General features: G+C 65.9%; 34 protein-coding genes and 1 pseudogene. 16 read left to right on the top strand and 19 right to left on the bottom strand.

Going from position 1 to position 21,807, the window contains the following annotated elements; translation table 11 throughout:
• Nucleotides 1-18 precede the first annotated feature (18 nt).
• The 6 genes from ACLBXP_RS24455 (at nucleotide 19) to ACLBXP_RS24430 (ending at nucleotide 2,818) form a co-directional block, all read left to right on the top strand.
• Nucleotides 19-276, top strand: coding sequence for a hypothetical protein (locus ACLBXP_RS24455; protein WP_447670440.1), 258 nt, complete (start codon nucleotides 19-21; stop codon nucleotides 274-276).
• 7 nt (nucleotides 277-283) lie between these two features.
• On the top strand, nucleotides 284-1,072 hold the full coding sequence (locus tag ACLBXP_RS24450; RefSeq protein WP_447670439.1) for a hypothetical protein: 789 nt from the start codon (nucleotides 284-286) through the stop codon (nucleotides 1,070-1,072).
• 28 nt (nucleotides 1,073-1,100) lie between these two features.
• A complete protein-coding gene (locus ACLBXP_RS24445) occupies nucleotides 1,101-1,313 on the top strand; it encodes a hypothetical protein (protein ID WP_447670438.1) in 213 nt (70 codons plus the stop codon).
• A gap of 160 nt (nucleotides 1,314-1,473) precedes the next feature.
• Nucleotides 1,474-1,902, top strand: a complete 429-nt coding sequence (locus tag ACLBXP_RS24440; protein WP_447670437.1) for a DUF5681 domain-containing protein — start codon at nucleotides 1,474-1,476, stop codon at nucleotides 1,900-1,902.
• Entirely contained in the window at nucleotides 1,899-2,384 is a 486-nt protein-coding gene (locus ACLBXP_RS24435; RefSeq protein ID WP_447670436.1) for a hypothetical protein, read from the top strand. Before ACLBXP_RS24440 ends, ACLBXP_RS24435 begins: the two co-directional genes overlap by 4 nt.
• Nucleotides 2,381-2,818: a hypothetical protein gene (locus ACLBXP_RS24430; protein WP_447670435.1), complete on the top strand. Its 438-nt coding sequence runs from the start codon at nucleotides 2,381-2,383 to the stop codon at nucleotides 2,816-2,818. The genes ACLBXP_RS24435 and ACLBXP_RS24430 overlap by 4 nt, the downstream gene beginning before the upstream one ends.
• On the opposite strand, the gene ACLBXP_RS24425 is transcribed toward ACLBXP_RS24430, so the two are convergent.
• Entirely contained in the window at nucleotides 2,815-3,138 is a 324-nt protein-coding gene (locus tag ACLBXP_RS24425) for a hypothetical protein (protein ID WP_447670434.1), read from the bottom strand. The two genes, ACLBXP_RS24430 and ACLBXP_RS24425, sit on opposite strands and share 4 nt — an antisense overlap.
• A gap of 81 nt (nucleotides 3,139-3,219) precedes the next feature.
• A complete protein-coding gene (locus ACLBXP_RS24420; protein WP_447670433.1) occupies nucleotides 3,220-3,462 on the bottom strand; it encodes an HGGxSTG domain-containing protein in 243 nt (80 codons plus the stop codon).
• A gap of 1,264 nt (nucleotides 3,463-4,726) precedes the next feature.
• Here ACLBXP_RS24420 and ACLBXP_RS24415 point away from each other — a divergent pair.
• Together ACLBXP_RS24415 and ACLBXP_RS24410 are read left to right on the top strand one after the other, a co-directional pair.
• Nucleotides 4,727-5,260 (top strand): DUF6173 family protein, encoded by a 534-nt coding sequence (locus tag ACLBXP_RS24415; RefSeq protein WP_447670432.1) that lies wholly within the window; start codon nucleotides 4,727-4,729, stop codon nucleotides 5,258-5,260.
• A gap of 76 nt (nucleotides 5,261-5,336) precedes the next feature.
• Nucleotides 5,337-6,254 carry a hypothetical protein gene (locus ACLBXP_RS24410; RefSeq protein ID WP_447670431.1) on the top strand — a complete coding sequence of 306 codons (918 nt, stop codon included), beginning with the start codon at nucleotides 5,337-5,339 and terminating at the stop codon, nucleotides 6,252-6,254.
• A gap of 53 nt (nucleotides 6,255-6,307) precedes the next feature.
• On the opposite strand, the gene ACLBXP_RS24405 is transcribed toward ACLBXP_RS24410, so the two are convergent.
• The 4 genes from ACLBXP_RS24405 to ACLBXP_RS24390 all read right to left on the bottom strand — a co-directional run bounded on the left by ACLBXP_RS24405 (nucleotide 6,308) and on the right by ACLBXP_RS24390 (nucleotide 10,354).
• The gene (locus ACLBXP_RS24405; RefSeq protein ID WP_447670430.1) at nucleotides 6,308-7,174 is read right to left on the bottom strand and encodes a DUF4238 domain-containing protein; all 867 of its coding nucleotides are present in this window, start codon (nucleotides 7,172-7,174) and stop codon (nucleotides 6,308-6,310) included.
• 55 nt (nucleotides 7,175-7,229) lie between these two features.
• Entirely contained in the window at nucleotides 7,230-7,994 is a 765-nt protein-coding gene (locus ACLBXP_RS24400) for a hypothetical protein (protein WP_447670429.1), read from the bottom strand.
• A gap of 373 nt (nucleotides 7,995-8,367) precedes the next feature.
• Nucleotides 8,368-9,174 (bottom strand): hypothetical protein, encoded by an 807-nt coding sequence (locus tag ACLBXP_RS24395; protein WP_447670428.1) that lies wholly within the window; start codon nucleotides 9,172-9,174, stop codon nucleotides 8,368-8,370.
• A 236-nt stretch (nucleotides 9,175-9,410) separates the two neighbouring features.
• A protein-coding gene (locus tag ACLBXP_RS24390) for an IS630 family transposase (protein ID WP_447670427.1) occupies nucleotides 9,411-10,354 on the bottom strand; the annotation gives its coding sequence in 2 pieces (ribosomal slippage) (nucleotides 9,411-10,018 and nucleotides 10,018-10,354; 945 coding nt in all).
• A gap of 95 nt (nucleotides 10,355-10,449) precedes the next feature.
• On the opposite strand from ACLBXP_RS24390, the pseudogene ACLBXP_RS24385 reads away from it, so the two are divergent.
• Nucleotides 10,450-10,659, top strand: a pseudogene (locus tag ACLBXP_RS24385) (HU family DNA-binding protein); the annotation flags it as partial.
• 134 nt (nucleotides 10,660-10,793) lie between these two features.
• Here the strand turns inward: ACLBXP_RS24385 and ACLBXP_RS24380 are convergent.
• On the bottom strand, nucleotides 10,794-11,993 hold the full coding sequence (locus tag ACLBXP_RS24380; RefSeq protein WP_447670426.1) for a hypothetical protein: 1,200 nt from the start codon (nucleotides 11,991-11,993) through the stop codon (nucleotides 10,794-10,796).
• An 89-nt stretch (nucleotides 11,994-12,082) separates the two neighbouring features.
• Between ACLBXP_RS24380 and ACLBXP_RS24375 the strand changes: the two genes are divergently transcribed.
• Nucleotides 12,083-12,835 (top strand): hypothetical protein, encoded by a 753-nt coding sequence (locus ACLBXP_RS24375; RefSeq protein WP_447670425.1) that lies wholly within the window; start codon nucleotides 12,083-12,085, stop codon nucleotides 12,833-12,835.
• Between the two features lie 17 nt (nucleotides 12,836-12,852).
• Entirely contained in the window at nucleotides 12,853-13,350 is a 498-nt protein-coding gene (locus ACLBXP_RS24370; RefSeq protein WP_447670424.1) for a hypothetical protein, read from the top strand.
• Nucleotides 13,351-13,387: 37 nt separating this feature from the next.
• On the opposite strand, the gene ACLBXP_RS24365 is transcribed toward ACLBXP_RS24370, so the two are convergent.
• The 12 genes from ACLBXP_RS24365 to ACLBXP_RS24310 form a co-directional block, all read right to left on the bottom strand.
• A complete protein-coding gene (locus tag ACLBXP_RS24365; RefSeq protein ID WP_447670423.1) occupies nucleotides 13,388-13,900 on the bottom strand; it encodes a hypothetical protein in 513 nt (170 codons plus the stop codon).
• Nucleotides 13,901-13,996: 96 nt separating this feature from the next.
• The gene (locus tag ACLBXP_RS24360; protein WP_447670422.1) at nucleotides 13,997-14,959 is read right to left on the bottom strand and encodes a site-specific integrase; all 963 of its coding nucleotides are present in this window, start codon (nucleotides 14,957-14,959) and stop codon (nucleotides 13,997-13,999) included.
• Nucleotides 14,952-15,164 (bottom strand): hypothetical protein, encoded by a 213-nt coding sequence (locus tag ACLBXP_RS24355; protein ID WP_447670421.1) that lies wholly within the window; start codon nucleotides 15,162-15,164, stop codon nucleotides 14,952-14,954. The genes ACLBXP_RS24360 and ACLBXP_RS24355 overlap by 8 nt, the downstream gene beginning before the upstream one ends.
• A gap of 112 nt (nucleotides 15,165-15,276) precedes the next feature.
• Nucleotides 15,277-15,582 (bottom strand): hypothetical protein, encoded by a 306-nt coding sequence (locus ACLBXP_RS24350; RefSeq protein ID WP_447670420.1) that lies wholly within the window; start codon nucleotides 15,580-15,582, stop codon nucleotides 15,277-15,279.
• A 1-nt stretch (nucleotide 15,583) separates the two neighbouring features.
• Complete coding sequence (locus ACLBXP_RS24345; RefSeq protein WP_447670419.1) at nucleotides 15,584-15,904, bottom strand: hypothetical protein; 321 nt, start codon at nucleotides 15,902-15,904, stop codon at nucleotides 15,584-15,586.
• Nucleotides 15,901-16,545 (bottom strand): nucleotide-binding protein, encoded by a 645-nt coding sequence (locus ACLBXP_RS24340; protein WP_447670418.1) that lies wholly within the window; start codon nucleotides 16,543-16,545, stop codon nucleotides 15,901-15,903. The genes ACLBXP_RS24345 and ACLBXP_RS24340 overlap by 4 nt, the downstream gene beginning before the upstream one ends.
• Before the next feature lie 445 nt (nucleotides 16,546-16,990).
• Nucleotides 16,991-17,170 (bottom strand): hypothetical protein, encoded by a 180-nt coding sequence (locus ACLBXP_RS24335; protein ID WP_447670417.1) that lies wholly within the window; start codon nucleotides 17,168-17,170, stop codon nucleotides 16,991-16,993.
• Nucleotides 17,167-17,439 carry a hypothetical protein gene (locus tag ACLBXP_RS24330; RefSeq protein WP_447670416.1) on the bottom strand — a complete coding sequence of 91 codons (273 nt, stop codon included), beginning with the start codon at nucleotides 17,437-17,439 and terminating at the stop codon, nucleotides 17,167-17,169. Before ACLBXP_RS24330 ends, ACLBXP_RS24335 begins: the two co-directional genes overlap by 4 nt.
• Before the next feature lies 1 nt (nucleotide 17,440).
• Nucleotides 17,441-18,379 carry a hypothetical protein gene (locus ACLBXP_RS24325; protein ID WP_447670415.1) on the bottom strand — a complete coding sequence of 313 codons (939 nt, stop codon included), beginning with the start codon at nucleotides 18,377-18,379 and terminating at the stop codon, nucleotides 17,441-17,443.
• A 67-nt stretch (nucleotides 18,380-18,446) separates the two neighbouring features.
• The gene (locus ACLBXP_RS24320; RefSeq protein WP_447670414.1) at nucleotides 18,447-18,902 is read right to left on the bottom strand and encodes a hypothetical protein; all 456 of its coding nucleotides are present in this window, start codon (nucleotides 18,900-18,902) and stop codon (nucleotides 18,447-18,449) included.
• A 67-nt stretch (nucleotides 18,903-18,969) separates the two neighbouring features.
• Nucleotides 18,970-19,494, bottom strand: coding sequence for a hypothetical protein (locus tag ACLBXP_RS24315; RefSeq protein ID WP_447670413.1), 525 nt, complete (start codon nucleotides 19,492-19,494; stop codon nucleotides 18,970-18,972).
• A gap of 26 nt (nucleotides 19,495-19,520) precedes the next feature.
• Nucleotides 19,521-19,820: a hypothetical protein gene (locus tag ACLBXP_RS24310; RefSeq protein WP_447670412.1), complete on the bottom strand. Its 300-nt coding sequence runs from the start codon at nucleotides 19,818-19,820 to the stop codon at nucleotides 19,521-19,523.
• 107 nt (nucleotides 19,821-19,927) lie between these two features.
• Here ACLBXP_RS24310 and ACLBXP_RS24305 point away from each other — a divergent pair, with 107 nt between their 5' ends.
• The 5 genes from ACLBXP_RS24305 to ACLBXP_RS24285 all read left to right on the top strand — a co-directional run bounded on the left by ACLBXP_RS24305 (nucleotide 19,928) and on the right by ACLBXP_RS24285 (nucleotide 21,762).
• Nucleotides 19,928-20,161, top strand: a complete 234-nt coding sequence (locus ACLBXP_RS24305; RefSeq protein ID WP_447670411.1) for a helix-turn-helix transcriptional regulator — start codon at nucleotides 19,928-19,930, stop codon at nucleotides 20,159-20,161.
• Complete coding sequence (locus ACLBXP_RS24300) at nucleotides 20,158-20,715, top strand: hypothetical protein (protein ID WP_447670410.1); 558 nt, start codon at nucleotides 20,158-20,160, stop codon at nucleotides 20,713-20,715. The genes ACLBXP_RS24305 and ACLBXP_RS24300 overlap by 4 nt, the downstream gene beginning before the upstream one ends.
• The gene (locus ACLBXP_RS24295) at nucleotides 20,712-21,242 is read left to right on the top strand and encodes a hypothetical protein (RefSeq protein WP_447670409.1); all 531 of its coding nucleotides are present in this window, start codon (nucleotides 20,712-20,714) and stop codon (nucleotides 21,240-21,242) included. The genes ACLBXP_RS24300 and ACLBXP_RS24295 overlap by 4 nt, the downstream gene beginning before the upstream one ends.
• Nucleotides 21,243-21,246: 4 nt before the next feature.
• On the top strand, nucleotides 21,247-21,435 hold the full coding sequence (locus ACLBXP_RS24290; protein ID WP_447670408.1) for a hypothetical protein: 189 nt from the start codon (nucleotides 21,247-21,249) through the stop codon (nucleotides 21,433-21,435).
• 123 nt (nucleotides 21,436-21,558) lie between these two features.
• Nucleotides 21,559-21,762 carry a hypothetical protein gene (locus tag ACLBXP_RS24285; RefSeq protein ID WP_447670407.1) on the top strand — a complete coding sequence of 68 codons (204 nt, stop codon included), beginning with the start codon at nucleotides 21,559-21,561 and terminating at the stop codon, nucleotides 21,760-21,762.
• Nucleotides 21,763-21,807: the final 45 nt, after the last annotated feature.

Below are 21,807 nucleotides of genomic sequence, written 5' to 3'. Positions count from 1 at the left end.
CTCACAGTGGGGCGATCGATGATCCCCGCCGCTGACCGCTGGGGGCCGTTCGTCCCCGACATCGACCCGGCTGAGCAGCGGGCTCAACTCCGGGCGCTCCGGGTCATCGTCCGCCTGCTGACCGGCCCTCGCGGCGCTGAACTCGCCACCTTGCTGCGCAGGGCCGAACAGGATCCCGCCGCCCTCGAGGCCGCGGTCGCCGCCCTCAACCGCCTCGCCAGCATCGACCGCCGGCAGGTCCTGGCGTCGTTCATCGCTACCCACCGCGCGGCCTGAGGCGATCATGGCCCCCACGCTATCGACCTTCGCCAAGGCGCGCGCCCTCCACGACAGCACTGCCAACCCGGGCGAGAAAGCCGCAGCGGCCGCCCGGATGAAGGCGCTCGCCGGCAAGGCCGGACTCACTGTGCGGCAGGCGGAGGCGCAACTCGACGCCCCCAGGTCGGCGACGGCCGCCGAGACGATAGCGCAGGCCTTCCACGACATCTTCAACACGCCGGAGCTTCGAGCCCAGCGCGCCGAGCGGGATCGGGAGCGCGCCGACCGCCGCACCGCGGCGCTGGCCGAGTACGGCAGCGAGGATGCCGTGTTCGCCGACACGCCGATGGAAGCTGCGCTGCGTCAAGCCTGCGCGCCGCTCCTCGGCCAGGGTGAGACCTGGAACGAGCTCTACCGGCTCGCCGGCTGGTACTGGCTGGACGGCCGCAAGAACATGCCGGTGCGGCTGCGGGAGGCCGTCGCGGCGGCTTGGCCGATGCCATCCACGGTCGCCGAGGTCTGGGCCGAGCACGCGGCAACCGAGAAGCTGGGGCGCGACCGCGCGGCCTTTTTCCCAGACTACAACCCTCACGGGTTCGTCGAGGTCCGGCAGAGCCTCTTGGAGGACTTGCTCGACACCCTGCCGGCCAAGTCGCTCAACGACGTGCGCGCCCGGCTGTCGTGGCTGGAGTACTGGCCGGGGATCGAGGTCGACCAGAGCCGTCAGAGCCTGACGGCGTCCCTCGCCGCACTGCGCGCAGACATCGAGCGCATGGGCCAGCGGATCCGCGACGAGGGACGCCGCCCCTGCTAATGCCCCCTTCGCAGCCTGAGGAGCGGTCATGGCCCGGCGCTACAAGTCTCCTGTCCACGAGCTCAACTGCCAGATCGCAGGCCTCCCGGCCGCCGCGCGCCGCGAGCTGGTGGCCGAGGCGCTCATCACCTTCGGCGCGCCGGTCGCACTGGCGATGGCGCGTCGGTTCGGGATCTCACTCGACGACTGCCGCGCTGAGGTCCAGCGCCTTGCTCCGTCGCACCCGGAGGCAATCCGATGACGAGCCCGGCGCTGCGGGGCCCGGGTGTGACGCGAGGGCTCGGGAGCGCTCGCGGGTCACGGCGCATAGGTTCGACCCGCTGTTCGCGCGCTGCTCTTTACAGCGCTCTCCCGCTGCGGCGGTATCCCGCTGTAGCGCTACACCGTTGCAGAGTTTCAGCATGACGACGCGGGGCAGAGCTTTCGAGAAGGGGCGGAGTGGCAATCCGGCTGGCAGGCCGAGGGGGTCCCGCAACCGCTCGGCCCTGGCCCTTGAGGAGCTGCTCGACGGCGAGGCCAAGGCGATCACCCGCAAGGCGATCGAGATGGCTAAGGCCGGCGACACCGTCGCGATGCGCCTGTGCCTCGAACGCCTGATCCCCGCCCGGAAGGACCGCATCATCCGCTTCGGCTTGCCGCCCATCGAGGGGCCGCAGGACCTGCCCAAGGCGACCACCGCCCTCCTCCAGGCCGTCGCCGACGGCGACCTCACCGCGGCCGAGGCTGCCGAGCTGTCCAAGCTGGTCGAGGCCCACGTGCGGGCCGTGGAGACCAAGGACTTCGCCGAACGCCTTGCTGCCCTCGAAGCCAACGCAGGAGCGAAACGATGACGTCCAAGATGGTGGATCGCCTACACCGCCTCGAGCGCGCTACGGCCCGCGGGCCCGAGGACGTGCCTCCGGGCATGATCCCGGTCCTGATGTACGCCATCGCCACGCGGCTCGGCGGCTACCCGCGGCCGCAGGACCTCGAACCGAGCCGCAGCGTGGAAGGCGTCAGCGATGGGCTTGCCCGCGGGCTGGGCTACGCCGACTGGGCCGAGATGGACGAGGAGGCGAGGGCAGACGCCGACGTGTGGGGCGTCAGGATGGGTGACGGCGTGACGCGCCTCCTCCGCACGGAGGGCGTCGACCGCCACAATACCGACGACGAGCAGATCCTCCGCGCCCTGGTCCGGATCCTCGATGAGGCCCCTGCTAAGGCCGGGCGCGAGCCAGACACGGGCTGGGGCGACGTGGCGGCGCGGCTCGACGAGTGGATGCAATCCTGCGGCCTTTCCCCTGAAGCGATCCGCGCGGAGGCCCGGGCATGACGCGGAGCTTCCTCAAGCGACGCCTCGCTGCCCTGGAGCAGGCTTGCGTCGGCCTCTCGCTCATGCGGCAGCCCTACATGGGTGGCATCAACCTCCTCACGTTGCTCATCGCCGGCCACCTCGGGCACATGGCCGAACGGGAAGCCGTCGCCGAGGGACACGCACGCGGCCTGGGTTACGAGACCGTGCAGCACTACCGCGCGGCCTTAATGGCGGGCGAGGCCTCGAACGAACTTGCCGATCTCAACCGTCGGCGCGCAGAGGCAGCCACGCGCCTTCTTAGGCTGAGGGGTATCGACGTCGGGGATAGTCTAGCCGTGCGGGGCGCCCTACGCGCTCTGTTCGAGGATCTGCCCGGGCACGTGCGGCGGCATCCCATGGCCCTGGAAGCCGAGCGACACCTTGATGAGGCTGTGGACTCGCTCTGCGCCTAGAGCGTCTGGGTCGGGCCGCTCATGGGCGGACCATCGTTATGATGGTCGTTGCTGTGGCCGCCGAAGATCGCTCCGAACATGCCGATTACGAGCAAGAGAATGCTGATGGGGTTCGGATGCCGGAAGACGTGCAGCAGCTCTATGAGAAGCTTCGCCCACTCGAACTGAGGGTGCTTCGTGCCGCGCTTCCCATGACGGACCACCTTGAAGAGCATGAAGAGGCACGCGCAGGCGATCAGGATCTCGACCCAGTAGGCCGCCACAAACGTTCCAATGGCGCTGACCACCGGAGCCACTGCAGAGATCACGACCGCGAGCATGGCCTGTCCTAGGCTCGAGAAGCGGCAGCCAGCCTCGGCCATCATCGCCCACGTGTCAAATCGAAACAGGCTGCATGGGGCCTACGCCCAGCCGAGCGTCTCCTTCGCCTGCTGGATCAGCTCCCGGGTCGTCCGTTGCGCAGCCTTCATCTCTTGCGTCCGCAGGCCGTGCCGATAGGCCCCGTTCTGCCTACCCTTCGGCGCGCCGCTTCCCTTGGCCCCGCCGTGCATGCGGCACCGGGCCTTTCCGCTGACGGCCGGTGACCGGCAGGGCTCGCCCGACCTCGTCTTGGCGCAGCATCGGCGCGCCAAGCGGAAGGGCATGGGCTGCGGGACCTTCGAGTGCATGAGGTTGCTGTCCGCTTCCGAGCTGAGCCCCGCCCCCTCCTGCTGCGACGTGGCCGACGATTGCCTGACCACCCTGGTAGACATGGACGTGCTCCACGGTGACCTTCTGCTCCCCGCCGCGCCGGAGCTTCGCGAGCGCCTCGGTCTGGGCTGTGTAGGTGCGCAGGAGCTTCGTCGCGAGGCTGCCGTAGGCTGCGATCACCTCAGGCGCGCCACCCTTCATCGCGGTTGCCAGCATCCGCATCGCCGCGGTGTGCGTGCCGTACATCTGGACGGCGAGCATCGCCTCGACCTCGTTCTCGGGCCGCACCGCCTCGACCGCGGCTAGACCAGCGTTGAGGTCGGCCACCCCGATGTCGTTGATGCCCTGCACCTCGGAGGCGGACATCACCTGCCGCAGCATCAGGGCCGCGAAGTCGGGCGAGGCGGTCCCGAAGGCGTCGAGCTGCCGGAAGGTGTTAGCGGCCGGACTCCCGAACTCGGGCACGCACCGGTCCTGCCCCTCCCGCTCCTGCAGGGCCCATTTGTGCGGAACGCGACGGCCGAGCACGCGATCCGCGGCCTCACCCGCCAGCTTCCGCTCGACTTCCGGCAGGCCCGCGACCTGCTTGGCCATCTTCTCGGCCCGACGCTCCGCTTCACTCAGGGCACGCGGCGCGACAGCAGTTTCGGGGGTTCGGCACCGGCTGCGCTGCCTGCTCGTGTTCTTCATCGGTCCGTCTGGAGATACGCCGCCATAGTGCTGCAGCGTTATAGCTGTATAGCACGACCACGGTAAAGCGCCGAAGCATCACGAGGGATCCGACTATCCGCGTAGGCACGATGGATCGCCGAGCGGCCTTCAAGGATCAGATTGGCTCCCCATCTACGCGAAAACCTTGCGGTTGCTGTTCCTAGCGGTCCAGCGAAACCATGAACGGGGAAGGCGGATATGTTGGGGGAAGAGGATCAGACACCGGCGGCAGCCTTCAGCCTCCGGACAGCGACACTTGGAACGCTTCGTTGCCGCCGTATCAAGGTCTCGGATCGCCTCCAAGCCTCGAAGCACTACGGGCACAGCCCTGTGCCTGCCCCAACCGATTATGCTCGGGGATTTCTCGCTACCCTCGCCACGAAAGCGGATGGCACTGCTGTCACCATCACCGAGGCTGCCACTGTCACGGAGCAGGAGTTGGAGCAGTTCGCAGGTGCTCTCCTGGAGCGACACCCTCATCTGCGCGACGATGATGCGGATCCTGGGATGCCGGCCCTGATCGTATTCGCGGCTGGCATTGAAGCCACCCATCGAAGAACCGCTCAAAATTTTGGTGCTATGGGCCTCGGATCGGCGCTTTCCGGGCTTAAGTCCGGCTATGCCGGGGCCGCTAGTCAAGCCCTGGCGACGGGTGTGTACCGCGAAGGGGTGAAGGTTGGGGAGGCGACGCCGATCCCGGAGAAGCTGGCGTCAGCCGTGGCAGCGGGCATGCCGCGCCCCGCCGAGATCGCGCTGGAGAGGTTCGGCGAGCGCCTGAAGGCCTTCGAAGCCCAGCTCGACGATGATCATGAGGTTGCGGTGGTGGCGGTGTCCGCACCGGGTGGTCCGAGCTTTTTCGTCCAGGAGACGACGGCGATCAGCCGCGAGTTGATCTCGCTGCGAGGCTTCGATGACGACGGCGGGCCGGCCGAGGTTGTCCAGCACCACTCACAATTTAACCTCATGCTCATGCCGGTGAGGAAGGTGGGTGCCAGGGGTCCCCTCGGCTTCACCAGCAGGCCTTCAGACCAGTCAGAGTGAGCGCCTAGCCACAACACAGGTGGTCTCGCGAGCGGTCCGTGATAGAGCCGACGCCCTTCCCCGAAGCGGCAGAGCCATGTGCGACCTCTGGAGCGTCGACGGCGACGACCTCGACCGAGGCTATCTCAACCTGCGTACCGCGTCCTGCCCTGAAGAGCAGGACATGCGTTTGCATCTCGACCACCTGTGGGAGATGTACGCGCCCTACGCTGACACCACTTTCCGGCAAGGCTTTGCGCGAGACCCCAATGCCCGCTTCTGGGAAATGTACCTCGGCTGCTGCCTCCTGGATGCCGGCAAGCGCCTGATGCTAGCGGCCGAGCGGCCGAGCCGAGGCGGACAGCCTGACATCTGCGTACTTGAAGATGGCCGCCGGATCTGGATCGAAGCGATCGCGCCGGAGCCTGGTGAAGGGGAGGATGGCGTGTGCGGGCCTACGCCGATCAATCGCGGCGGCAGGGTCGGCCGAATGCCGACCCGCCAGGCACAGCTCCGCACTACCGGAGCTCTCTTGAAGAAGACCCAGGTGTTTGAGCGCTACCTGCGCCAGGGCGTGGTCGCTCCGGAGGACGTCCGGATCGTTGCCATTGGTGCTGGCGGCTTCGGCATATATGCGACCGAACGCCCACTACCGCTGATCGTGTCTTCGGTCTTCCCGCTCGGCGACGCCTACGTCACGCTCGACCGTGACACGGGAGAGGTAGTCGGCAGTGGGTACGAACCCTCCTACGAGATTGAGCGGAGCGGCAGCGCTAAGGGCCCGATCCCCCGAATGGCGTTCCTTGATCCGACCTTCACGCAGATCTCGGCGGCCTTGTGGTCGCGCATCGGCATCGGCAACATGTCGAGTGCAGAGCGACCTCTCACCCTCGTTCACAACCCAATGGCGGCTGTCCCGATGCGTCAGCGCTGGGGCTGCTGGGACCGTGAGTTCATCGCAGTGCGCGAAGGTGATGGCTGGGCGATTTCTGACATCCTATCCTCGGAAGGATAGCCCTTCTACGGTCTCCGCAGCGGACCAAAACCCCAGGAGCGACCCGTCCAGGCTTATTCCCTCGGAAAGCGTTGCGTGAGGGATCTCAGAAGCTCGCGGGAGCCCGAAACGATCGTGGTGCTCTGCCGTGCGATCTCGACATTCACCTTCCGGATCTGGCTCGGGTCGTGGATGGTGGCGACCTGCTCCTCACCCCGCCGACCGAAGGATGCGATCGCCACGTCCGGCGCGAGGGGGAGCCACAGCTCGACGCTAGGGTCCCCAAGATCGGTCCGGCCGCTGCGCGCCATGAACCGCACCATCGGATAGCTCCCGATCACGAACCGCCGATCCGGCTGCTTGATCACGCCAACGGCGAAGCCGCGCGCCTCGAGCGTGCCGAAGATCCGGGGCGAGACGTTGAGCAAACTCTGCATACGGACCCCCTGCTCAAGGGCGACCATGCCCCGCGGGGACAGGTGCTTGTCACGCTCCTCCTGCGGGATTGGCCCCCTCTCGCGCTCCCAGTTCGCGATGCCGGACCTGATGATCTCTTCGACCCCTCCGGGCGGCAGGGGGATGTTGCGGAAGAAGTCGGGGACGCGCTTCATCTGGAAGTAGAGGAACAGGAGCATCGCGATCCGGTCCTCACCACTGAAACCTGGCGGCAGGCCGGCGCGAGCTCGCTGCAGCACGCGCTCGATAACCGGCTCGGCCGCGCTCTCCACGTAACCTAAGGCCTGCTCGACCGTGACGTCCCGAGAGCCGTCGGCGCGCGTCACCGTGTAAAGGTGGCGCTCCTTCAGCAGGTCCTTCGGAGTGCTCTGCCAGATTCCGCGATCTGGCCGGCGCTTGTCGAACGCCCACAGCCGGCCGTCAGGCGCGGCGAAGCGCTTCAGCAGCATCCGCGGTACGAAGTGCTGCCCCACCGGCAAGCTCACGATACGCCTCCCCCTTCAGTGTTCAGTGTTCGTCAGACCGTCCAGCCTCATACCCTCACGGCATAGCTGCACCTGCCTTCGCCACCCGCGCGGATTCTCGGTGGCTGCTGTCGGGAGAGCGACCCTGCCGTTCCGGCAGCTTCTTCGATGGTGCCGCTGGCCTCGCTGTTCCTGGAGTTAACACCCCCTTATCCGTGGGGTGCAGCGTTTTGCACCCACCCCCCTTTCCAGGGGGGGGCGGCGCGGATCGGCGCCCGCGCTTGAGCCAGGCCTGCCACTCCCGGCTGAGGACCCGGATGAGATTCGGGTCGCTGCGCCGGCCTTGGTGGCGACGCTCCTCGATCGTCAGCAGCCCGTCGCCCTCGGCGAGGCGGACGGCTCCCTGAGCAAGGCGCCGGCAGACCCCAGCCCGCGCCGCGATGGCGTCGACGCACAGCCCGCATACGCCCTTGGCCGCGACCTCGTCGCCGATGATGCGCAGCACCGCGAGCTGCCCCACCGTGAAGCGAGCGGCCAGTTGCGGCGGCATAGGTCCGGAGCAGGCCAGGAGCCGGCGCCGGTCGCGGGAAGCGGCCTTGTTAGGCGACACGGGCCGCCGGCGTGGCGGAAATAGGCTGGCGCGCCCGGCCGGGATGCCGACCGGCACGATGCCTTCACGGATCGCGCTGCGCCGCCCGTGGAGCGCCTCGGCGAGCCCCTGAGCCTCTTGATCCGTCACAGCCTCGGCTGCGTGCGCCTGCCAGACCTGGCGGGACAGCTCGTCCATCTGGGCGAGCGTGCGCGCGCCGTCGATCGCGGCTCGCATCGTCGCGTGAAACATCGTCCTCGGTCCCTCACGGGCCGCGGCTAGGGTCCGGGCAAAGCCTCACCGTTGATGGAATTGGCGTTCCATCTTGACTCCCGAGGGGGTCACATGCTCTGAGGGGAGTTGGATAAGGGCTCCCTCAGAGCTTCGGTTTTCAGCGGCCTCCCGTTTGGCGACGGGGGGCCGTTGGCTTTTCAGGGTCTATCTCGCGGCGGCTGCGTCTCCTGATGCCGGCGCACGACTCGCGAGGAGCCGATCTGCCGGGACCGCCCATGTCGGCTGGCTCGCACCGTTAAGTCAACGTGAAGGGCCATCGCTAAGCAAGGATGCAGCCAAGCCCGCGCTGGCCTCCGGCTAGCGCTTAGCTATTCACCGCCGCGCACCTGAGTTAGGCCCACTCGATAGTGCGCTTGGATATTTTCTTGGAATTTGCAATCAATTCCCAGTCGTAGAAGCCATATCCAAGATAATTCGTTACTCTTACAATTTGGACATCCGTAACGGTCATGTTGTATTCAACAACATCTGGCTTGATAGCAAAACACATACCCTTCTTGTGGTCAACACTATCGTACATGATTGCATCAATATGGGGAAAATTAGAAAATATTACATCTGTATACGCGCTAGTCAGCTTGTATGTGTGTTCGGACCCCACTCTTCCGAAATAATCGCTTATGAACGCATCAAACAGAAAATCTGGCGCTTTAGCGGCCTCTTTTCGTAGGGGTTTAATTTGCGCCTTAGTATCCTCTGCTAGAAGGCAGTGCCCCTCAGTTCTTCTGTAAAGATCTAATGCGCCGAGAAGACATGTTAGCAACTCCCTTCGAGGGCGGATAAATGCCAGTCCAATGATGTCGCCGATCTCTGCGCCAATCTCACTAAAAACTAGCTCGTAGCCGATTGCGGCGTATAGAACTGGTGAACGCGGTCGATTGCATCGGCCGTAATCTCTACAAAGAGCTTTTGGCGGGTGTAGAAGTTCCGCAACATCGTGAAAAAGATTTGCGCTAGTCAGCTTACGGCCACGAGCAACTTTATCGGTAGGCGTGAATGGATGTAAAACTATGGGCACTTCATCTAGCATTCTTTCCAAATGGTCTCGAACTGCCTGCCATGGTAGTCTCTCCAGACCACCGCCTTTGAAGCGCTCGATCGACTCAATGTAAAAGTTTTGCCTCTCAAGAAGGGTCACTCCCGTTTCTCCTATTGTGCACGTGGCCTCTAAAAGCTGAGCCGTCGCCCTGAAAGAGCATGGTATGGAGAACAGCGCTGTGTTTTTCACTTATGTGGTCGCGCCATGGTCCGCTCCGAACTCGTCGCCCGGATCGTCGCTGAGAACCCACACCTGACCACCCGCGAGTGCGAGGCTGTGGTGAGCGCTATCTTCGGCCGTATCACGGATGCCTTGGTGGCTAGAGCGTTTTCGGTTTAATCTGGCTCGTATCCCGCGGCGGCGAAGAAGTTGGCGCACTCATCGGGTGTGATGGTGTCGATGAGCCGGCCGATGGCTGTCCAGAGCCCTTCGACCGTGCGCTCAGCTGCTTTGCGCAGCAGCGCCTTGAGCTTGGAGAAAGCCATCTCGATCGGGTTGAAGTCTGGCGAGTAGGGCGGCAGGAACAGCAGCCGCGCGCCAGCCGCTTCGATCGCCGCGCGCACGGCCGGCCCCTTGTGGCTGCCGAGGTTGTCCATGACGACGACGTCGCCGGGAGCGAGTTCGGGCACGAGCACACGCTCGACGTAAGTCTGGAAGGCGTCGCGGTTGATCGGCCCATCCAGCACGAACGGTGCGGCGATCCCGGACAGGCGCAGACCCGCGACGAAGGTGGTGGTTTTCCAGTGGCCATGCGGAACGGGAGAGCGCAGCCGTTGGCCGCGCGGGCAGCGTCCGCGGGTGCGGGCCATATTGGTCGAGGTCCAGGTCTCGTCGAGGAACACGAGGCGGGCGGGGTCGAGGTCGGGCTGGCCCTCGAACCACGCCTCGCGGGCGGCCTTCACGTCCGGGCGGTCCTGCTCCGTGGCGTGGGCTGTCTTTTTTTGTAGGTCAGACCACGTGCGTCGAGGAAGGCCCACAGTGTACCCATCCCGACCGTGAGGTCGTGCTCGTCCTTCAGGCGAGCGCGCATCTCGTCCAGGGTGATGTCGTCCCGCTCGGCGATCAGGTCCCGCAGGTAGACCTCGTGCGGGTCGAGCTTGGAGCGGCGAGCCCGTCCCTGCGGATGGGCTGCCACCGTCCCGGTCGTCGTGAGCGCGGCCATCCACCGGATCGCCGTGGCCACGCCGACCCCGAAGCGCGCGGCCGCCTGTCGACGCGACGTCGTCCCGGCCGCATCGACGACGCGTTCGCGGAGATCCTGGCTGTACGGTCGGCCCATGCCTCGCTCCTCGTCTGGAGCGCACAATGAATCAGCCCCACACCGCTGCGTGAACCCCACACACCCGATTCAGCTCAGACCGAAAACGCTCTAGTGATCGTGTCGAGTTGCGTGACTTCGGGGCCTTCTCCCTGAAGGAGGCCCGGGCTCGGGCTGGGCGGAACCCGAAGACAGGTGCTGCCGTCGACGTCGAGGCAAAGCGGGCTGTCGTGTTCAAGACCGGCAAGGGGCTGCGGGCTCTCCTCAACCCGCAGGATCCTGAGACCCCCGATCAGATCGTGGCGCGGATGCTGAAGGCGGGGTGAGGGTCATTTCCTGAGGGTGCCCGCAACAGCAAGGATCATTAGGAACACGGCGGCACCCGTTGGTTCCGACCTCTGCTGCCACGGCCGTCCCTCAAGCGTGGAATTGGTCCTGATCGACGAAAGATCGAAGCGGCTCAGGTTCTGCGGACACGCTTGCGCGCTCTCGCTTCGCCCTTTGCGAAAGCACTCTCCATGATCTTGGTCCAGGCGCGGGCTTGTTCCCGGTTGGAGAGGATCCTCGGCCACTCGGGCGGCTTGCGCCAACCCTGCCCCCAGTCGCTGTCGAGCAGCAGGTCCAGAGCCTCGCAGGCTCCAAGCTCCTCATCATTCAGCTCATAGAGCTCGACCGCGGCAAGCCGTAGCTTGATCGTGAGCGGATAGACGAAGGCCGCGATGACCATGTGCTGCCAGTCGGCCCAGTTGGCGCTGAACTTGGTCTGTCGCCCGCGGTGCGCCCTGGCGTTGCGCGCCTCGAAGAGCTCCTTCATCCACTTTCGATGGATAGGCCATGGCTGCTGCTGCGCCGCCCAGCTGCCGTCAGGATCGGGCCGGACGCGCTTCGCCTGCGCTATCGTCTTGCTGGCATGTGGCGCCCAGAGGGTAGCGAAGGTCTCGGCCGTGACTGAAGCGCCCTGCCCCTTCGGCTCCAACAGCTGCTCGAAGGCCATGGCCGAGAGCATGACGCAGTTATCCCAGCCCAGATCGGGCATCTCCGCGTGACCCAACAGGAAGAGCTCCAGCGACGCGGCGATGGGATCCCAAACAGGTCTGTTCGATCTCTGGGCCCGCTCCAGAGCCTTCGCCAACCGCTGGTTCACCACCTCGCATTCGGTGCCCTCGATCTGCGGAGGCCGCTGGAAGATCGCATTGGAAAAGCGGAGACCACCCACCCGTAGGGCTCCGCCCCGGCGGAGATAGGTCAGGCCGATCCCGTCACTTCCCGCCGAGATGCCCTGCCCCACCGGACGGAACATCGTTGCGTTCATGTGAGCGCTGAAGTGCCCCATGAAAAACCGCTGCTCTGCCAAGCAGGACACCGCCAGGATCTGTGCGGCGCGGCTTACCTTGTCCCAAAGGGCTGCGGGCACGTCCCACGGTACTGCGTGACGCTGCCTCAGGACGACAGTGCAAGTCTTGATCGGCTTACCACCCTGATCGACGTAGCTCCGCAGCATCTGCCTGGCAGTCTCGGCGAGCGCCGGATCGACAACCGACGCCAAGCCGCCGATCTGCACCGGTACGAAACGAAAGCCTCCAACACGAACAGGACACGGTAGATGCAGCCACGGCATGAATACGAGGTGACCCGAGACAGCCTGTTCAACGCTGCTCATTGACAGCCTCTTGGTACTTTCGCGCGCAGCCCCCTCGGACTAGGCCTGGAGCATCCGAGTTAGCTGCCACACCGCGCGCTGGAACGTCTATGGGCGAGATTGACCTGCCGGGCCTCAAAGACCTGCTCTGGCACAAGATGCGGGACGATCTGAAATCTCTCGCCCCGTGGTTCGCTAGCAACGACCTGCTGATGTGTCCGACCTGCGGGCGAGCGCTCAGATACGACGAATTCTCCGTTGAGCACATCATTCCGCAGCAAGCAGTGGCGGATGATCCAGCCGCAGCTCGAACAGCCATACCGAAGAACGAACGCAGCGGCTTGACGCTTCTCTGTAGACGCACATTAGTGTTCGAGAACAAAGCCATTCCAGGCCATGGGTGCAATAGTTGGAAGGGCAAATACTACGATAAATTCATCAAAGAAGCGCTGAAGCCTGAAGCTCTGACAGGAAAATTCCACTCTCGTCATCACATGGCTCTTATGGCTGCAGCATACCTCGGACTATTTCGAAAATACGGCTATCAAGTCGCCTTGATTCCAAGCGGCCTGCTTATGCGCATGCAATTTTTCCGTCCTAATTCCTTTGTTGATGAGATGCCGGCTTCATACCAGATGATCCTCGCTGGCGGCACGCCGCAAGAATACGATGAGGAAGGCCGCACATATTGGAGCGAACCGTTCAAGATCGAAATTGAACAAGACTCTGCTTATGTGGTGATGAGGCATGTCGCGATACGCCTGCCATTGTCTCGAGATCCAACCATTCCGCTCGCGCGTGCACTCCCATATGCCCCCGCCCGTTATAGGCTTAGGCTCAACCTTGCAGCGGTGCTCGACTAGACTGATAAGGGAACGCCATGGCCGTCATGTCCGCGCGCGAGTTCGTCGACACGATTGCCGTGCCGACGGTGCGCGAGTTCATGGAAGATCCGACGCAGCGGCGGGGCTACCTAGCCTGCATCGTCTCCTTCCACGTGGGCGACTACCTCGCGCCTGGTCACGAGCCGACCCGCGACTTGCAAAGGCAGATGGCGAAGGATCTCGGTCGGCCATTCATGGCGCTGCAGCGCATGTGCAACGCCGCCAAGCACAGCGAGAGCACGAGCAAGGGTGTGCTGCTGATGCAGTCGGGATCGGATACCGCACGGCCGCCCTCGGGGTTCGGCAGCCCATGGGGTGAGTTCCGGCTCGATGATCACCGCGGTGGCCGCTACGTGGAAGACGAGGGTCAGCGGTACGATATGCTCGATCTCTGCCTGATCGTGCTGCGCAAGTTCGCCGAGCTGTACCCGACCGAACTCGCGGGCTCGGCCATTGAGGGCATCCGCTACAGCACGAAGGACTATGCGCGCTAATTGTAGTGCTCGGGCCGATCTCTGGTGCGGAAGGGCTTCAACCGTCGATGGGCTTGGCCGACTCCGATAGAATGCTCATCTGGAGCCGTCGCTTCTTCGTACCATCGTCAAACGTAATTTCACACAAGAGCGCTCGTCCACCCTCTCGGAGAGCTTCCATTCCTGCAGGATTGTCCGAAATTAACCACACGGCTCCGCAGAGCGCCATCGGCCCATACTCCTCGTCGAGGTGGCGATTGAGCGCTATGGTCTGAGTGATGAAGTCCTTTGTGAACGTGCGCGGGTCCTCGACGTCCTGCGTCTCCAGCTGGGTGCGCCACTCCTCTACCAATGCGTCTATGCCGTTCGGCTCGACAGCGCCGTCGAGGCCGACGCCATCCACCCGGATGTGAATGCCAGTCTCGTTGCCCTCCGCCTCAAGTCCTTCGTCGCTTTCGGGACCAAGCGCCTGCCCCCGCAGATAGCCGAGAGTGATGTGCCGCCCCTTCAGGCCAAGACGGTCAGCCCACTTGCGGTGGAACTCCTCATACTGCGGATCGGCGTCGTCCATAGCTTCCGTCCTTGGCAATGCGGGAGCGTCTCCGCAGAGATCCTAAGGTGTTCTTCGCAAAGACAAGTTCAAGCCGGACCGGTGGATGGGATGCGCCTAAAGGAAGCTGCTGCCGGCGTGGTCCTTGAACGCGTTCGCCCGACGGATGTAGCCCACCACGGTACGCGGATCCCGATGCCCCGACACGTCCATGATGCGGGCCATGTCGACGCCGCGCTCGGCCGCAGAGGTGATGAAGCCCGCGCGCAGGGAGTGGCCTGCGAACTCGGAGGGGTCGAGGCCTGCGGCGCCCGCGTACCGTTTCACGATGTCCGCCACGGCCTGGGTCGTCAGGCGCCCGCCGCGGCGCACGTGCCCGTTGCGGTCGACCGGTCGGAACACGGCACCCTCGCTGATGTCGGCGGCGCCGAGCCAGTCCCGCAACAGTGCCACCGGCTTCATGTACCGCCCGTGCGGGATCGCCTTCTCGGCGCTCTGCCCTTCCTGGTCCGTCTTCGAGCGCCGGACCCGCACCCGGAGGCCGTCCCGGTCCTCGCGCAGATCGGCGACGTCAAGGGCGACGAGCTCGGACCGCCGGAAGGCTCCGGCGAACGCCAAAGCCAGGAGGGCGCGATCACGCTTGCCTGCTAGTGTGTGTGGGATGTGCGAGAGCATCGCCGTCACGATATCGGCGGTAGCGGCCGCTTTCCTCTCGGGCGCCGTGCCGAGGGTGCGCCGGATACCCTTGAGCGTGGCCCGCACCGCCTCGTCCGCCGTCGGGTCGGATGCGCCCCGGAGCTTATGCGCGTACCGGATGGCGGCGAGGCGCCGGCCGATGGTCGAAGCGGCTCGGCCGGCCTCGGCCTCGTAGACTAGGAAGGCGGCTACGGCCGCGGGCGGTGCCGGCATCGAGGCGAAGGCGTGTCGGATGCACCAGGCGTCGAAGGCCGCAGCGTCGGCAGTGTAGGCCTCGATGGTCGCGGCGGCCTTGCTGGCGCGCTGGTACGTGCGGACCTGAGCCGCGAGTTCCGCCGGTGGCGTAGCTGGCGCTTCCAGAAACCCAGCCAGCAGATCAGGCATTGGTACGACCCACCTTCCGCGCCAGCATCTCCTGCCAGCCGATCGGGATCCGCTCCTCGGACATGCGGGCGCGCGTGTCCACCGCATCGACTACCCGGCGCCAGTAGCCCTCGGGCATGTTCTTCAGGTCCGACCCCAGCTTCAGGTTCTTGGCTGCGCTGTGAGCCGCTTTCACGAACCAGTCCGAGAGCTCGTCCGATACCATGGTCTCAACTTTCGAGAATGCGTCTTATCCCAAGTTGACCGGGCTCACGCGGTCCCGCTGTAGCGCTACAGCACAAGGCCCCTGTGCCGTGCCTTGCGCCGACGCCGTAGGGTCAGACCCCCGGGCCCACAATGTCTCTATGATGCTCTTGCAGGTGGACCTGCAGGACGTTCAGAGCCAGTGGCTCTAGCTGCAGGAGCCACGTCGTGCTCGGATCACGCATCCATGCGAACGCCGTGGCACCCTGATCGGGCCTGGCGTCCAGGTGGAGCATGGACCCGTCCGCGAACAGGATCTCGACCTCATCCCGCTCCTCCCATCGCGACGGGAGCGCGTCGAAGGCGATCTCGATGCCGTGAGCCATGGCGAGCGCATCGGTTCGCCCGTAGCTGACCCGGGTCAGCTCCACGTCGCCCATCTCATTCTCCCCGCTTCGCGCCGGCCTTGAGGCTCTCGATCGAGGGATGCCCATACTTCTGCAGGGCGGCATCGATGCCCTCCATGATGACGTCGTGCACCTTCACATCCCGCGTGAAGGCGATCTCGCGCAGGCGCCGATGCACCTCGCGGGGTAGATAGACGGAGGTATGCACCACCTCCGGCCGGGCTCGCCGCCCCTTGGCGGCCGCAGGCTCATCAGGGGTGGCGGCGGGCGCGTCCTCGGGCGGGACGTCTTCGGGTGACGGCTTCGCGTCCCCGGACAGGGACAGGCCGCTTATCAGAGAGGGACGCTTCGTCATGCCTTCTTGCTCTTCATCTTGCGGTCCGCCCAGGCCCAAAGGCCCCGGACTTCCTCTGCTGCCTTGCCCTGAGGTGCATACTCGGTGACACCTAGGCCGGCCGCGATGGCGTCCTGGTGGTCGTTGCGGGAGATAATCTGCGGGTCCGCCAGCACGCCGAACACTCCGAGCCCCGTCGCCGCCTCGTTCGCGCGCGAGCTGCGGCCGGGAGGGCACTGGTTCAGGACGAAGGCGAACCGCTCCCGCATCTGCAGGCGCATCAGCGCCTCGATGGTCGGCATGGTCGCCTTGAGGTCGAGACTCGAAGGCCTGGCAGGGATCAGCGCCAGGTCGGCCGCCTGCATGGCGAGGTTGCCGCCGGTCGAGGCGATGCCGGCCGTATCAAGGATCGCGAGCGTGAACCCCCGCTCCCCCAAGGCCTTCAGAATGGCCGGCAGATCGCCGAGGCGCTCGATCGGGAGCCGGTCAACGGCGGGCGTATCGGCCGTCCGCGTCCCGCTCCAGTCCGCGAGCGAGCCCTGAGGGTCGAGGTCGAGAGCTACGACCTTCTCGCCTGCTTCGGAAGCGGCGACGGCCAGGGAGGCGGCCAGCGTGGTTTTCCCGACGCCGCCTTTCTGCGTGACGAGGACGATGGTGCGCATGCGGACCCGTGGTGCTGCGGTGCTGTAGCAGCAGAGCACGAACGCGTGAAAGCGTCGTCACCCTATCCCACTAAGCCGCCGTGGCAGTGCAATGCTCTGGCGCGGTGATGCGAATGAGCTACAGCGGTGCAGCGCTGCGGCGCTGTAGCGGCTCAGCACTATGGCGGTGCGCGCCTATCTGCGATGGCTGCGCGCAGGCGAGCGACGGACTCAGGTTCTGGCCGGCCGAGCAGGGCAGCGACCTCCGCACTTAGGGCCAGCCAGCGCTGAGACGTAACGAGCAACCGGGCATCTAGAACCGGCGAGCAGCGCTGTGCGGCTTGGCGCCTGATCCGGCCCATCCGGAGCGAGAGCAGGCGCATCCCCGCGAGTAGGACAAGGCAGCGAACGGCCCGTCGCGCCGGCAGGCGGCGTCTTCGGTCGGAACCGGGCAGCGCAGTCGGCATCACAGACCCACGAAGTAGAGGACGAAGAGGCCGGTGGCGGTGACAACGTTGCCCCGACCGGCTTCATGCCCGGCACGGTCGAGGAGGTCACGGCACCAGCGGCGCCCCCGTCCGATGTCCATGGCGACGGATGAGAGGCCGAGCACCAGGGCGGCGCGCATAGTGAGACGAGCTTTCACGGGCGGGGATCCTGCTGTGGGAGTTCAAGGTCGCGATCGGAACCGCGAAGCCAGACGATTTGCGAGGCGTGGTCCTCAGGGGCGCCAAGGGACGGTTCAGCGTCGCCGCCGTCCTCCCGGTTCTCGTCGCCGTCCATGCGGTCGAGGATGGCGATGAGCTGATCCGCCGTGTCGAGGGCTGCCTCCGCCGCCGCCTCGATCCGAGCGCGCACGTCAGCCTGAGAGGAGGCCTGACGGCGCCACTCCGGGAAGGTGTGCAGGGTGCCCATTTCAGAGCCCCCACGCCTGTTTGACCTCGGCCCACAGCGCCGCGTCCACGATGCGACACTCGCAGTCGAGCTCGTGCGTTAGCCGAGCCGCCAAGGCGTCGTCGTGCTCCCACCGGCCAGCCGGCGTGCGGAGGGCAATCTCGGCCACGAGCCGATCCGTGATAAAGCCGAGGCGCTGGTACTCGTCTCCCAGGATGCTGTAGCCGCGCGTGCAATTGATGGTGCCGACGATGCTTTTCGACGGTTGGCGAAAGGCCGGGGCCGACTGACTGTCGGTGACCGCATCCCGCAGGCGCCGGAACGCCTCGAACAGCCGGCATAGCTCGCTTAAGCCACAACCCGATAGGTCGAGCTGATCAGCCGCTGCACGAGCCGGTGGGGTCGGCTTATTCGGCTGCGCGGGAGGCCGAGGCAGTGTTGGGGCATCCATCCCGCCAGCCGCCGCTGGCCGCGCGGCGATGGCCGCTAGTGCTTCCGCGATCGCCGCGAAGCACTGATCCACGCTGATGCTGCCATCGTTCTGGCAGGAGTCCTTGGCCTGTCGTTGCGCGTAGCGGGCGAGGGCGAGCAATCCGGGGATCGTCGTCGCCTGCGTGCTGAACAGAGCGTTCCACGCCTGCTTCTCGGCTCTATCCGCCGACGCCCAGGCGGCGCGGGCGGCCGCCATGGCCACGTCGGAGGCGTCGCCCCCTTGCTGCAGCACCCACGACCGGTCCGCGAAGTCGACAGCCGTCCCGAAATTCCACCAAGCCGCCCTGTGTGCACCAATCGCCGCGAAGATCGGGTCGACCTCCGGCGCCTTCGTAGAGCCGGCCTCGGACCGATCTGCCGTCCTGCGGCGCATCACCCGCGCGGCCGTCTCCTTCAGGGCGGCGGCGCGCTCTCGCAGGGTCGGCTTCGGTCCCTCGGGCCGCGGTGTCCGCCGTAGGGGGTTCCTCATCGTACAGTTTCCTCGTGCTGTCATGCTACGGCGCTAAAGCGGTTTCGCGTTCTGATGCTTTCCGGGATCAGTGCAGGGAGGCGAGACCGACGAGGACCGCGCCCCCGCCGACGATGACGAGGCAGGCGGCGACCTCTCCAATACGGTGCGCCAGCCGACTCGCCGTTCCGGCCGCTGCGGCCACTCGCGGGAGGAGGCCAGTTCGCCCGGTCGGCTCTACGAGAAGGGCAAGGTTTCTGGCCCGGGCCCGCATCAGCGCGGAGGACTCGCAGCCAATAGCGAGGGTGCGTCCGTTCGCGTCCAGAACGGCGCGCAGGTGACGCAGGAGGGCCGCAGCCCCGGCGTCCGTCGTGCATCCGGTCGTCAGCAGGTTGGCGAGGGCGGAGGCCTGATCCCGGCACGCCGCCGCCACCGTTGAGGGGCTGGCTGCGATGAAGGCGTTCCAGGCCTCGCGGTGCCGGTCAATGGCGAGCAGGATCGGATCGGACGGGAAGGGGATCGGAGCGTGCGTGGTCGTTGCCATAACCGGTGTCTCCGGAGCTTGGGATAGCAGCAGGAACGGGAGGAGGGCCGGCGAGCGCCGGCGAGCGTCAGAGCAGGTGCGGCAGGTTCGCGAGCGCCGCGCCACCGCCGCAGACAAAGGCGACGAGGACCGCCTCTCCAGCGATCAGGGCGTAGCGGAGCAGGCGGTGCCGCTTCGGCCGCCTCGGCTCGACCGGAGGTGGCAGAGCCCCGGCGAGCTCGCGCAGGGCCAGAGCCCCGGTGGTCGTTGGCTCAAGGATCCCGACGTCGTCGGCGTGGTGCCGGATGAGGGCATGCAACCCCTCGCGGGTGGTGGGCTTCGTGGCGGCGAGCGCCTGCCGGGCATCGGTGTCGCGCTCGGCTGCCTCGTCGGCCGCGCGGAGAAGCGCCTTATCGCGCTCCGCCTCGTCGAGAGCTTCGAGGGCAGCCGTGAACTCGTCCCGGGCGTGGCGAGCCACCGAGATCGCGCGGAACACCGGATCGGGCTGCTTGCTCACCAAATCCATCGGCAGCGCGAGCAGAGTGGGCACGGCCGACAGGAAGGCACGGCGGCCCGTGTCGGCGGCCGCAGTCGCTTGCAAGAGGGAGGGCATGGGAACCAGGGCTCCTTAGGGGCGAATCAGTGCGCGGTGCGCGGGCGAGCGGCCTTGGCGAGCTGCCAGGTAGCCTTGAGCGAGACGGACAGCGCCTCGGCCCAGGTCGAGCCGTAGCGGCGCTGGTGAGCCTTCGCGGCGAGGACGGCGCAGGCCATGATAGCGCGGCGATCGAACCGGCCGGCGACGACGAGCGGGAGGTTGCGGGTGCAGCTGTAGGTCTGCGCCATGGCGCGGGCGCCGGCGAAACCGGACGGGACGACCACGCGATCGGCCTTCAGGTCGCGGAGAGCGGAGGACCACGAGAGGGGGCGGGAGGAAGCCATGGGATAATTCCGCAACGACTTGAATTTTGGACAACCGGAGTTGAACATGATCCCGAACCTAGGTCAACTCTGCTTGACAAAAATTCCACTCCGCTTAGCATTTTTCCATGCTGACAGCCGCCCATATCCGCGCCGCGCGCGCGCTACTCGACATCACGCAGGCTGAACTTGCCGAGCGGGTTGGCATCTCAAAGACGGGATTGAACAACATCGAGCGTGGGAATGCGGACCCGAAGGCGTCCACCCTGGCGGCCATTGAGCGCTACCTCGCCGGAGTCGGCATCGAGTTCCTGAACCATGGAGAGCCGGGCGTCCGGCTGCGTCGGAAGAACGAGCCATGACGAACCGCTACCGCATCGCCGTTCACGAAGCCGGACACGCCGTCATCGGCCGTAGGCTCACGATGGTCTGCGGCGGTGTCACTATCATCCCCAACGACGACCTAGAGGCTTCGGGCTGCGCCGAGGTGGCGGACGCCGACACGACATTCCGTGAGTGGGAGCTACGCGAGAAATTCCGCGACAAAGCCTCTGTCGTGCGCGGGCGCATCATCACCATTCAGGCCGGCCACGAAGCCGAGGCCGAGATCCTCGAGGGCGAGACCGGCGACGACGAGGACGATCGCGCATGTGCGGCGGCTTTGATCGACGATGCGGGGGTGCTCGAAAGTCAGGAGGCCGACACCCTTCAGCGCCTGCGCCGGATGGCCCGAATGCTCGTCCGTCGGCACCGAGTCGATATCGAGCGCATCGCCACAGCCCTCCTGGAGCGTGACACCCTGACCGGCGACGAGGTCGACGCCATGCTGCAACCCGGGTTCATGGCTCGCCCGGTCACATGGGCGTTCGCCCTCCCGGCCGAGACCGAGGCCGCGCCCTCAGCCGGGGTGCCATGACCTTTATCTGTACCGTCACCCGAGGCGGCTTCCGGCTCCAGGTCTTCCGAGCTGGTGCCTCGGGCATCGCCATCATCAACATCGGCCACGATGACGCGGAGCCGCTAAATTACTCCGCAGTCGTCGGCCTGGACGTGCTGGCCGGCGGCATGTCCGAACTGTTCTTCCACATCGTGGAAGCCGATGGCGAGACGGGCGGCGAGCACGAGTTTTGGAGCGGCAAAGACACGGGCTTCATCGCGGATCCGGTCGACCGTGAGACGATCCTCGCGAGCGTTCTGACCGGCCTCAGGAGCCTGCTCTCGACCGTCGAGCCCGAGGAGTTCGTGTGGTTCACCTACGATGAGGACCTGCCCAAGAAGGCGCTGCTGAAGTTCAGGGCGATCCGGCAGGCGATCAAACGGAGTGGGTACACCGTGACCTCAACCCGTTTGAGGGACAAGCGCCGTGCCTGGAGCGCGAAGCGCGTCTCTGGCGCGATTGACAACGGGGAGGGCGAGCCCAATCCTATTGACCTGAGGGAATGAGGCTATGACCCGCGAAGAGCTGACAGCGCTGGCCGAGACCGCGGAGACGCGGACCAAGGGCTACCTGCGCGCCGCGCTGGCTGATCCCGAGATCAAGGCCGCGGTTCACAGCCGCTACGTGCCGGCCGTTCTACGCGGCCCCGGCGTCGCCAACGACCACCGGGGGCCGTCGAAGTCGAAGAAGCGCGCCTGACGGCATCGGGTGGGGTCGCAGTTTCAAATCTGAGTCAGCCGAGCCTACTCCGCGTTCTCGTCCCGTACCGTCGCACGGTTCTTCCCGCTGGCGTATGCTCGGCGTCAAGCGAGGAGAGGGCCGATGCAGGACGATCCGCTCTACCAGAAAATCTACGACGATACGAAGCCGGGTGACCCGCCGTTCACGACGAGCGATGCGGTGGCGCGTTGGGGCTACAGTACCGGGCACACTCATAGGGTGCTCGACTGGATGGCAGGCTCACAGCAGCCCCCGCTGATGGACAAGAACACTACAGTTTCGCCCTACCAGTGGGAACGGATCTGATGGCCACCGGACCCAAGAGCGAGAAGCGCCCCGCCGACGCGATCG

Source organism: Methylobacterium sp. A54F (assembly GCF_053346035.1).
Note: the sequence above shows the minus strand (reverse complement) of the source record. Positions and strands in the feature narration are given on the sequence as shown.

Coding starts and splice junctions, on each gene's coding strand:
- ACLBXP_RS24455 (WP_447670440.1), top strand. CDS start 19: ATGATCCCCGCCGCTGACCGCTGGGGGCCGTTCGTCCCCGACATCGAC.
- ACLBXP_RS24450 (WP_447670439.1), top strand. CDS start 284: ATGGCCCCCACGCTATCGACCTTCGCCAAGGCGCGCGCCCTCCACGAC.
- ACLBXP_RS24445 (WP_447670438.1), top strand. CDS start 1,101: ATGGCCCGGCGCTACAAGTCTCCTGTCCACGAGCTCAACTGCCAGATC.
- ACLBXP_RS24440 (WP_447670437.1), top strand. CDS start 1,474: ATGACGACGCGGGGCAGAGCTTTCGAGAAGGGGCGGAGTGGCAATCCG.
- ACLBXP_RS24435 (WP_447670436.1), top strand. CDS start 1,899: ATGACGTCCAAGATGGTGGATCGCCTACACCGCCTCGAGCGCGCTACG.
- ACLBXP_RS24430 (WP_447670435.1), top strand. CDS start 2,381: ATGACGCGGAGCTTCCTCAAGCGACGCCTCGCTGCCCTGGAGCAGGCT.
- ACLBXP_RS24425 (WP_447670434.1), bottom strand. CDS start 3,138: ATGCTCGCGGTCGTGATCTCTGCAGTGGCTCCGGTGGTCAGCGCCATT.
- ACLBXP_RS24420 (WP_447670433.1), bottom strand. CDS start 3,462: ATGCCCTTCCGCTTGGCGCGCCGATGCTGCGCCAAGACGAGGTCGGGC.
- ACLBXP_RS24415 (WP_447670432.1), top strand. CDS start 4,727: ATGCCGGCCCTGATCGTATTCGCGGCTGGCATTGAAGCCACCCATCGA.
- ACLBXP_RS24410 (WP_447670431.1), top strand. CDS start 5,337: ATGTGCGACCTCTGGAGCGTCGACGGCGACGACCTCGACCGAGGCTAT.
- ACLBXP_RS24400 (WP_447670429.1), bottom strand. CDS start 7,994: ATGTTTCACGCGACGATGCGAGCCGCGATCGACGGCGCGCGCACGCTC.
- ACLBXP_RS24380 (WP_447670426.1), bottom strand. CDS start 11,993: ATGAGCAGCGTTGAACAGGCTGTCTCGGGTCACCTCGTATTCATGCCG.
- ACLBXP_RS24375 (WP_447670425.1), top strand. CDS start 12,083: ATGGGCGAGATTGACCTGCCGGGCCTCAAAGACCTGCTCTGGCACAAG.
- ACLBXP_RS24370 (WP_447670424.1), top strand. CDS start 12,853: ATGGCCGTCATGTCCGCGCGCGAGTTCGTCGACACGATTGCCGTGCCG.
- ACLBXP_RS24365 (WP_447670423.1), bottom strand. CDS start 13,900: ATGGACGACGCCGATCCGCAGTATGAGGAGTTCCACCGCAAGTGGGCT.
- ACLBXP_RS24360 (WP_447670422.1), bottom strand. CDS start 14,959: ATGCCTGATCTGCTGGCTGGGTTTCTGGAAGCGCCAGCTACGCCACCG.
- ACLBXP_RS24355 (WP_447670421.1), bottom strand. CDS start 15,164: ATGGTATCGGACGAGCTCTCGGACTGGTTCGTGAAAGCGGCTCACAGC.
- ACLBXP_RS24350 (WP_447670420.1), bottom strand. CDS start 15,582: ATGGGCGACGTGGAGCTGACCCGGGTCAGCTACGGGCGAACCGATGCG.
- ACLBXP_RS24345 (WP_447670419.1), bottom strand. CDS start 15,904: ATGACGAAGCGTCCCTCTCTGATAAGCGGCCTGTCCCTGTCCGGGGAC.
- ACLBXP_RS24340 (WP_447670418.1), bottom strand. CDS start 16,545: ATGCGCACCATCGTCCTCGTCACGCAGAAAGGCGGCGTCGGGAAAACC.
- ACLBXP_RS24330 (WP_447670416.1), bottom strand. CDS start 17,439: ATGGGCACCCTGCACACCTTCCCGGAGTGGCGCCGTCAGGCCTCCTCT.
- ACLBXP_RS24325 (WP_447670415.1), bottom strand. CDS start 18,379: ATGAGGAACCCCCTACGGCGGACACCGCGGCCCGAGGGACCGAAGCCG.
- ACLBXP_RS24320 (WP_447670414.1), bottom strand. CDS start 18,902: ATGGCAACGACCACGCACGCTCCGATCCCCTTCCCGTCCGATCCGATC.
- ACLBXP_RS24315 (WP_447670413.1), bottom strand. CDS start 19,494: ATGCCCTCCCTCTTGCAAGCGACTGCGGCCGCCGACACGGGCCGCCGT.
- ACLBXP_RS24310 (WP_447670412.1), bottom strand. CDS start 19,820: ATGGCTTCCTCCCGCCCCCTCTCGTGGTCCTCCGCTCTCCGCGACCTG.
- ACLBXP_RS24305 (WP_447670411.1), top strand. CDS start 19,928: ATGCTGACAGCCGCCCATATCCGCGCCGCGCGCGCGCTACTCGACATC.
- ACLBXP_RS24300 (WP_447670410.1), top strand. CDS start 20,158: ATGACGAACCGCTACCGCATCGCCGTTCACGAAGCCGGACACGCCGTC.
- ACLBXP_RS24295 (WP_447670409.1), top strand. CDS start 20,712: ATGACCTTTATCTGTACCGTCACCCGAGGCGGCTTCCGGCTCCAGGTC.
- ACLBXP_RS24290 (WP_447670408.1), top strand. CDS start 21,247: ATGACCCGCGAAGAGCTGACAGCGCTGGCCGAGACCGCGGAGACGCGG.
- ACLBXP_RS24285 (WP_447670407.1), top strand. CDS start 21,559: ATGCAGGACGATCCGCTCTACCAGAAAATCTACGACGATACGAAGCCG.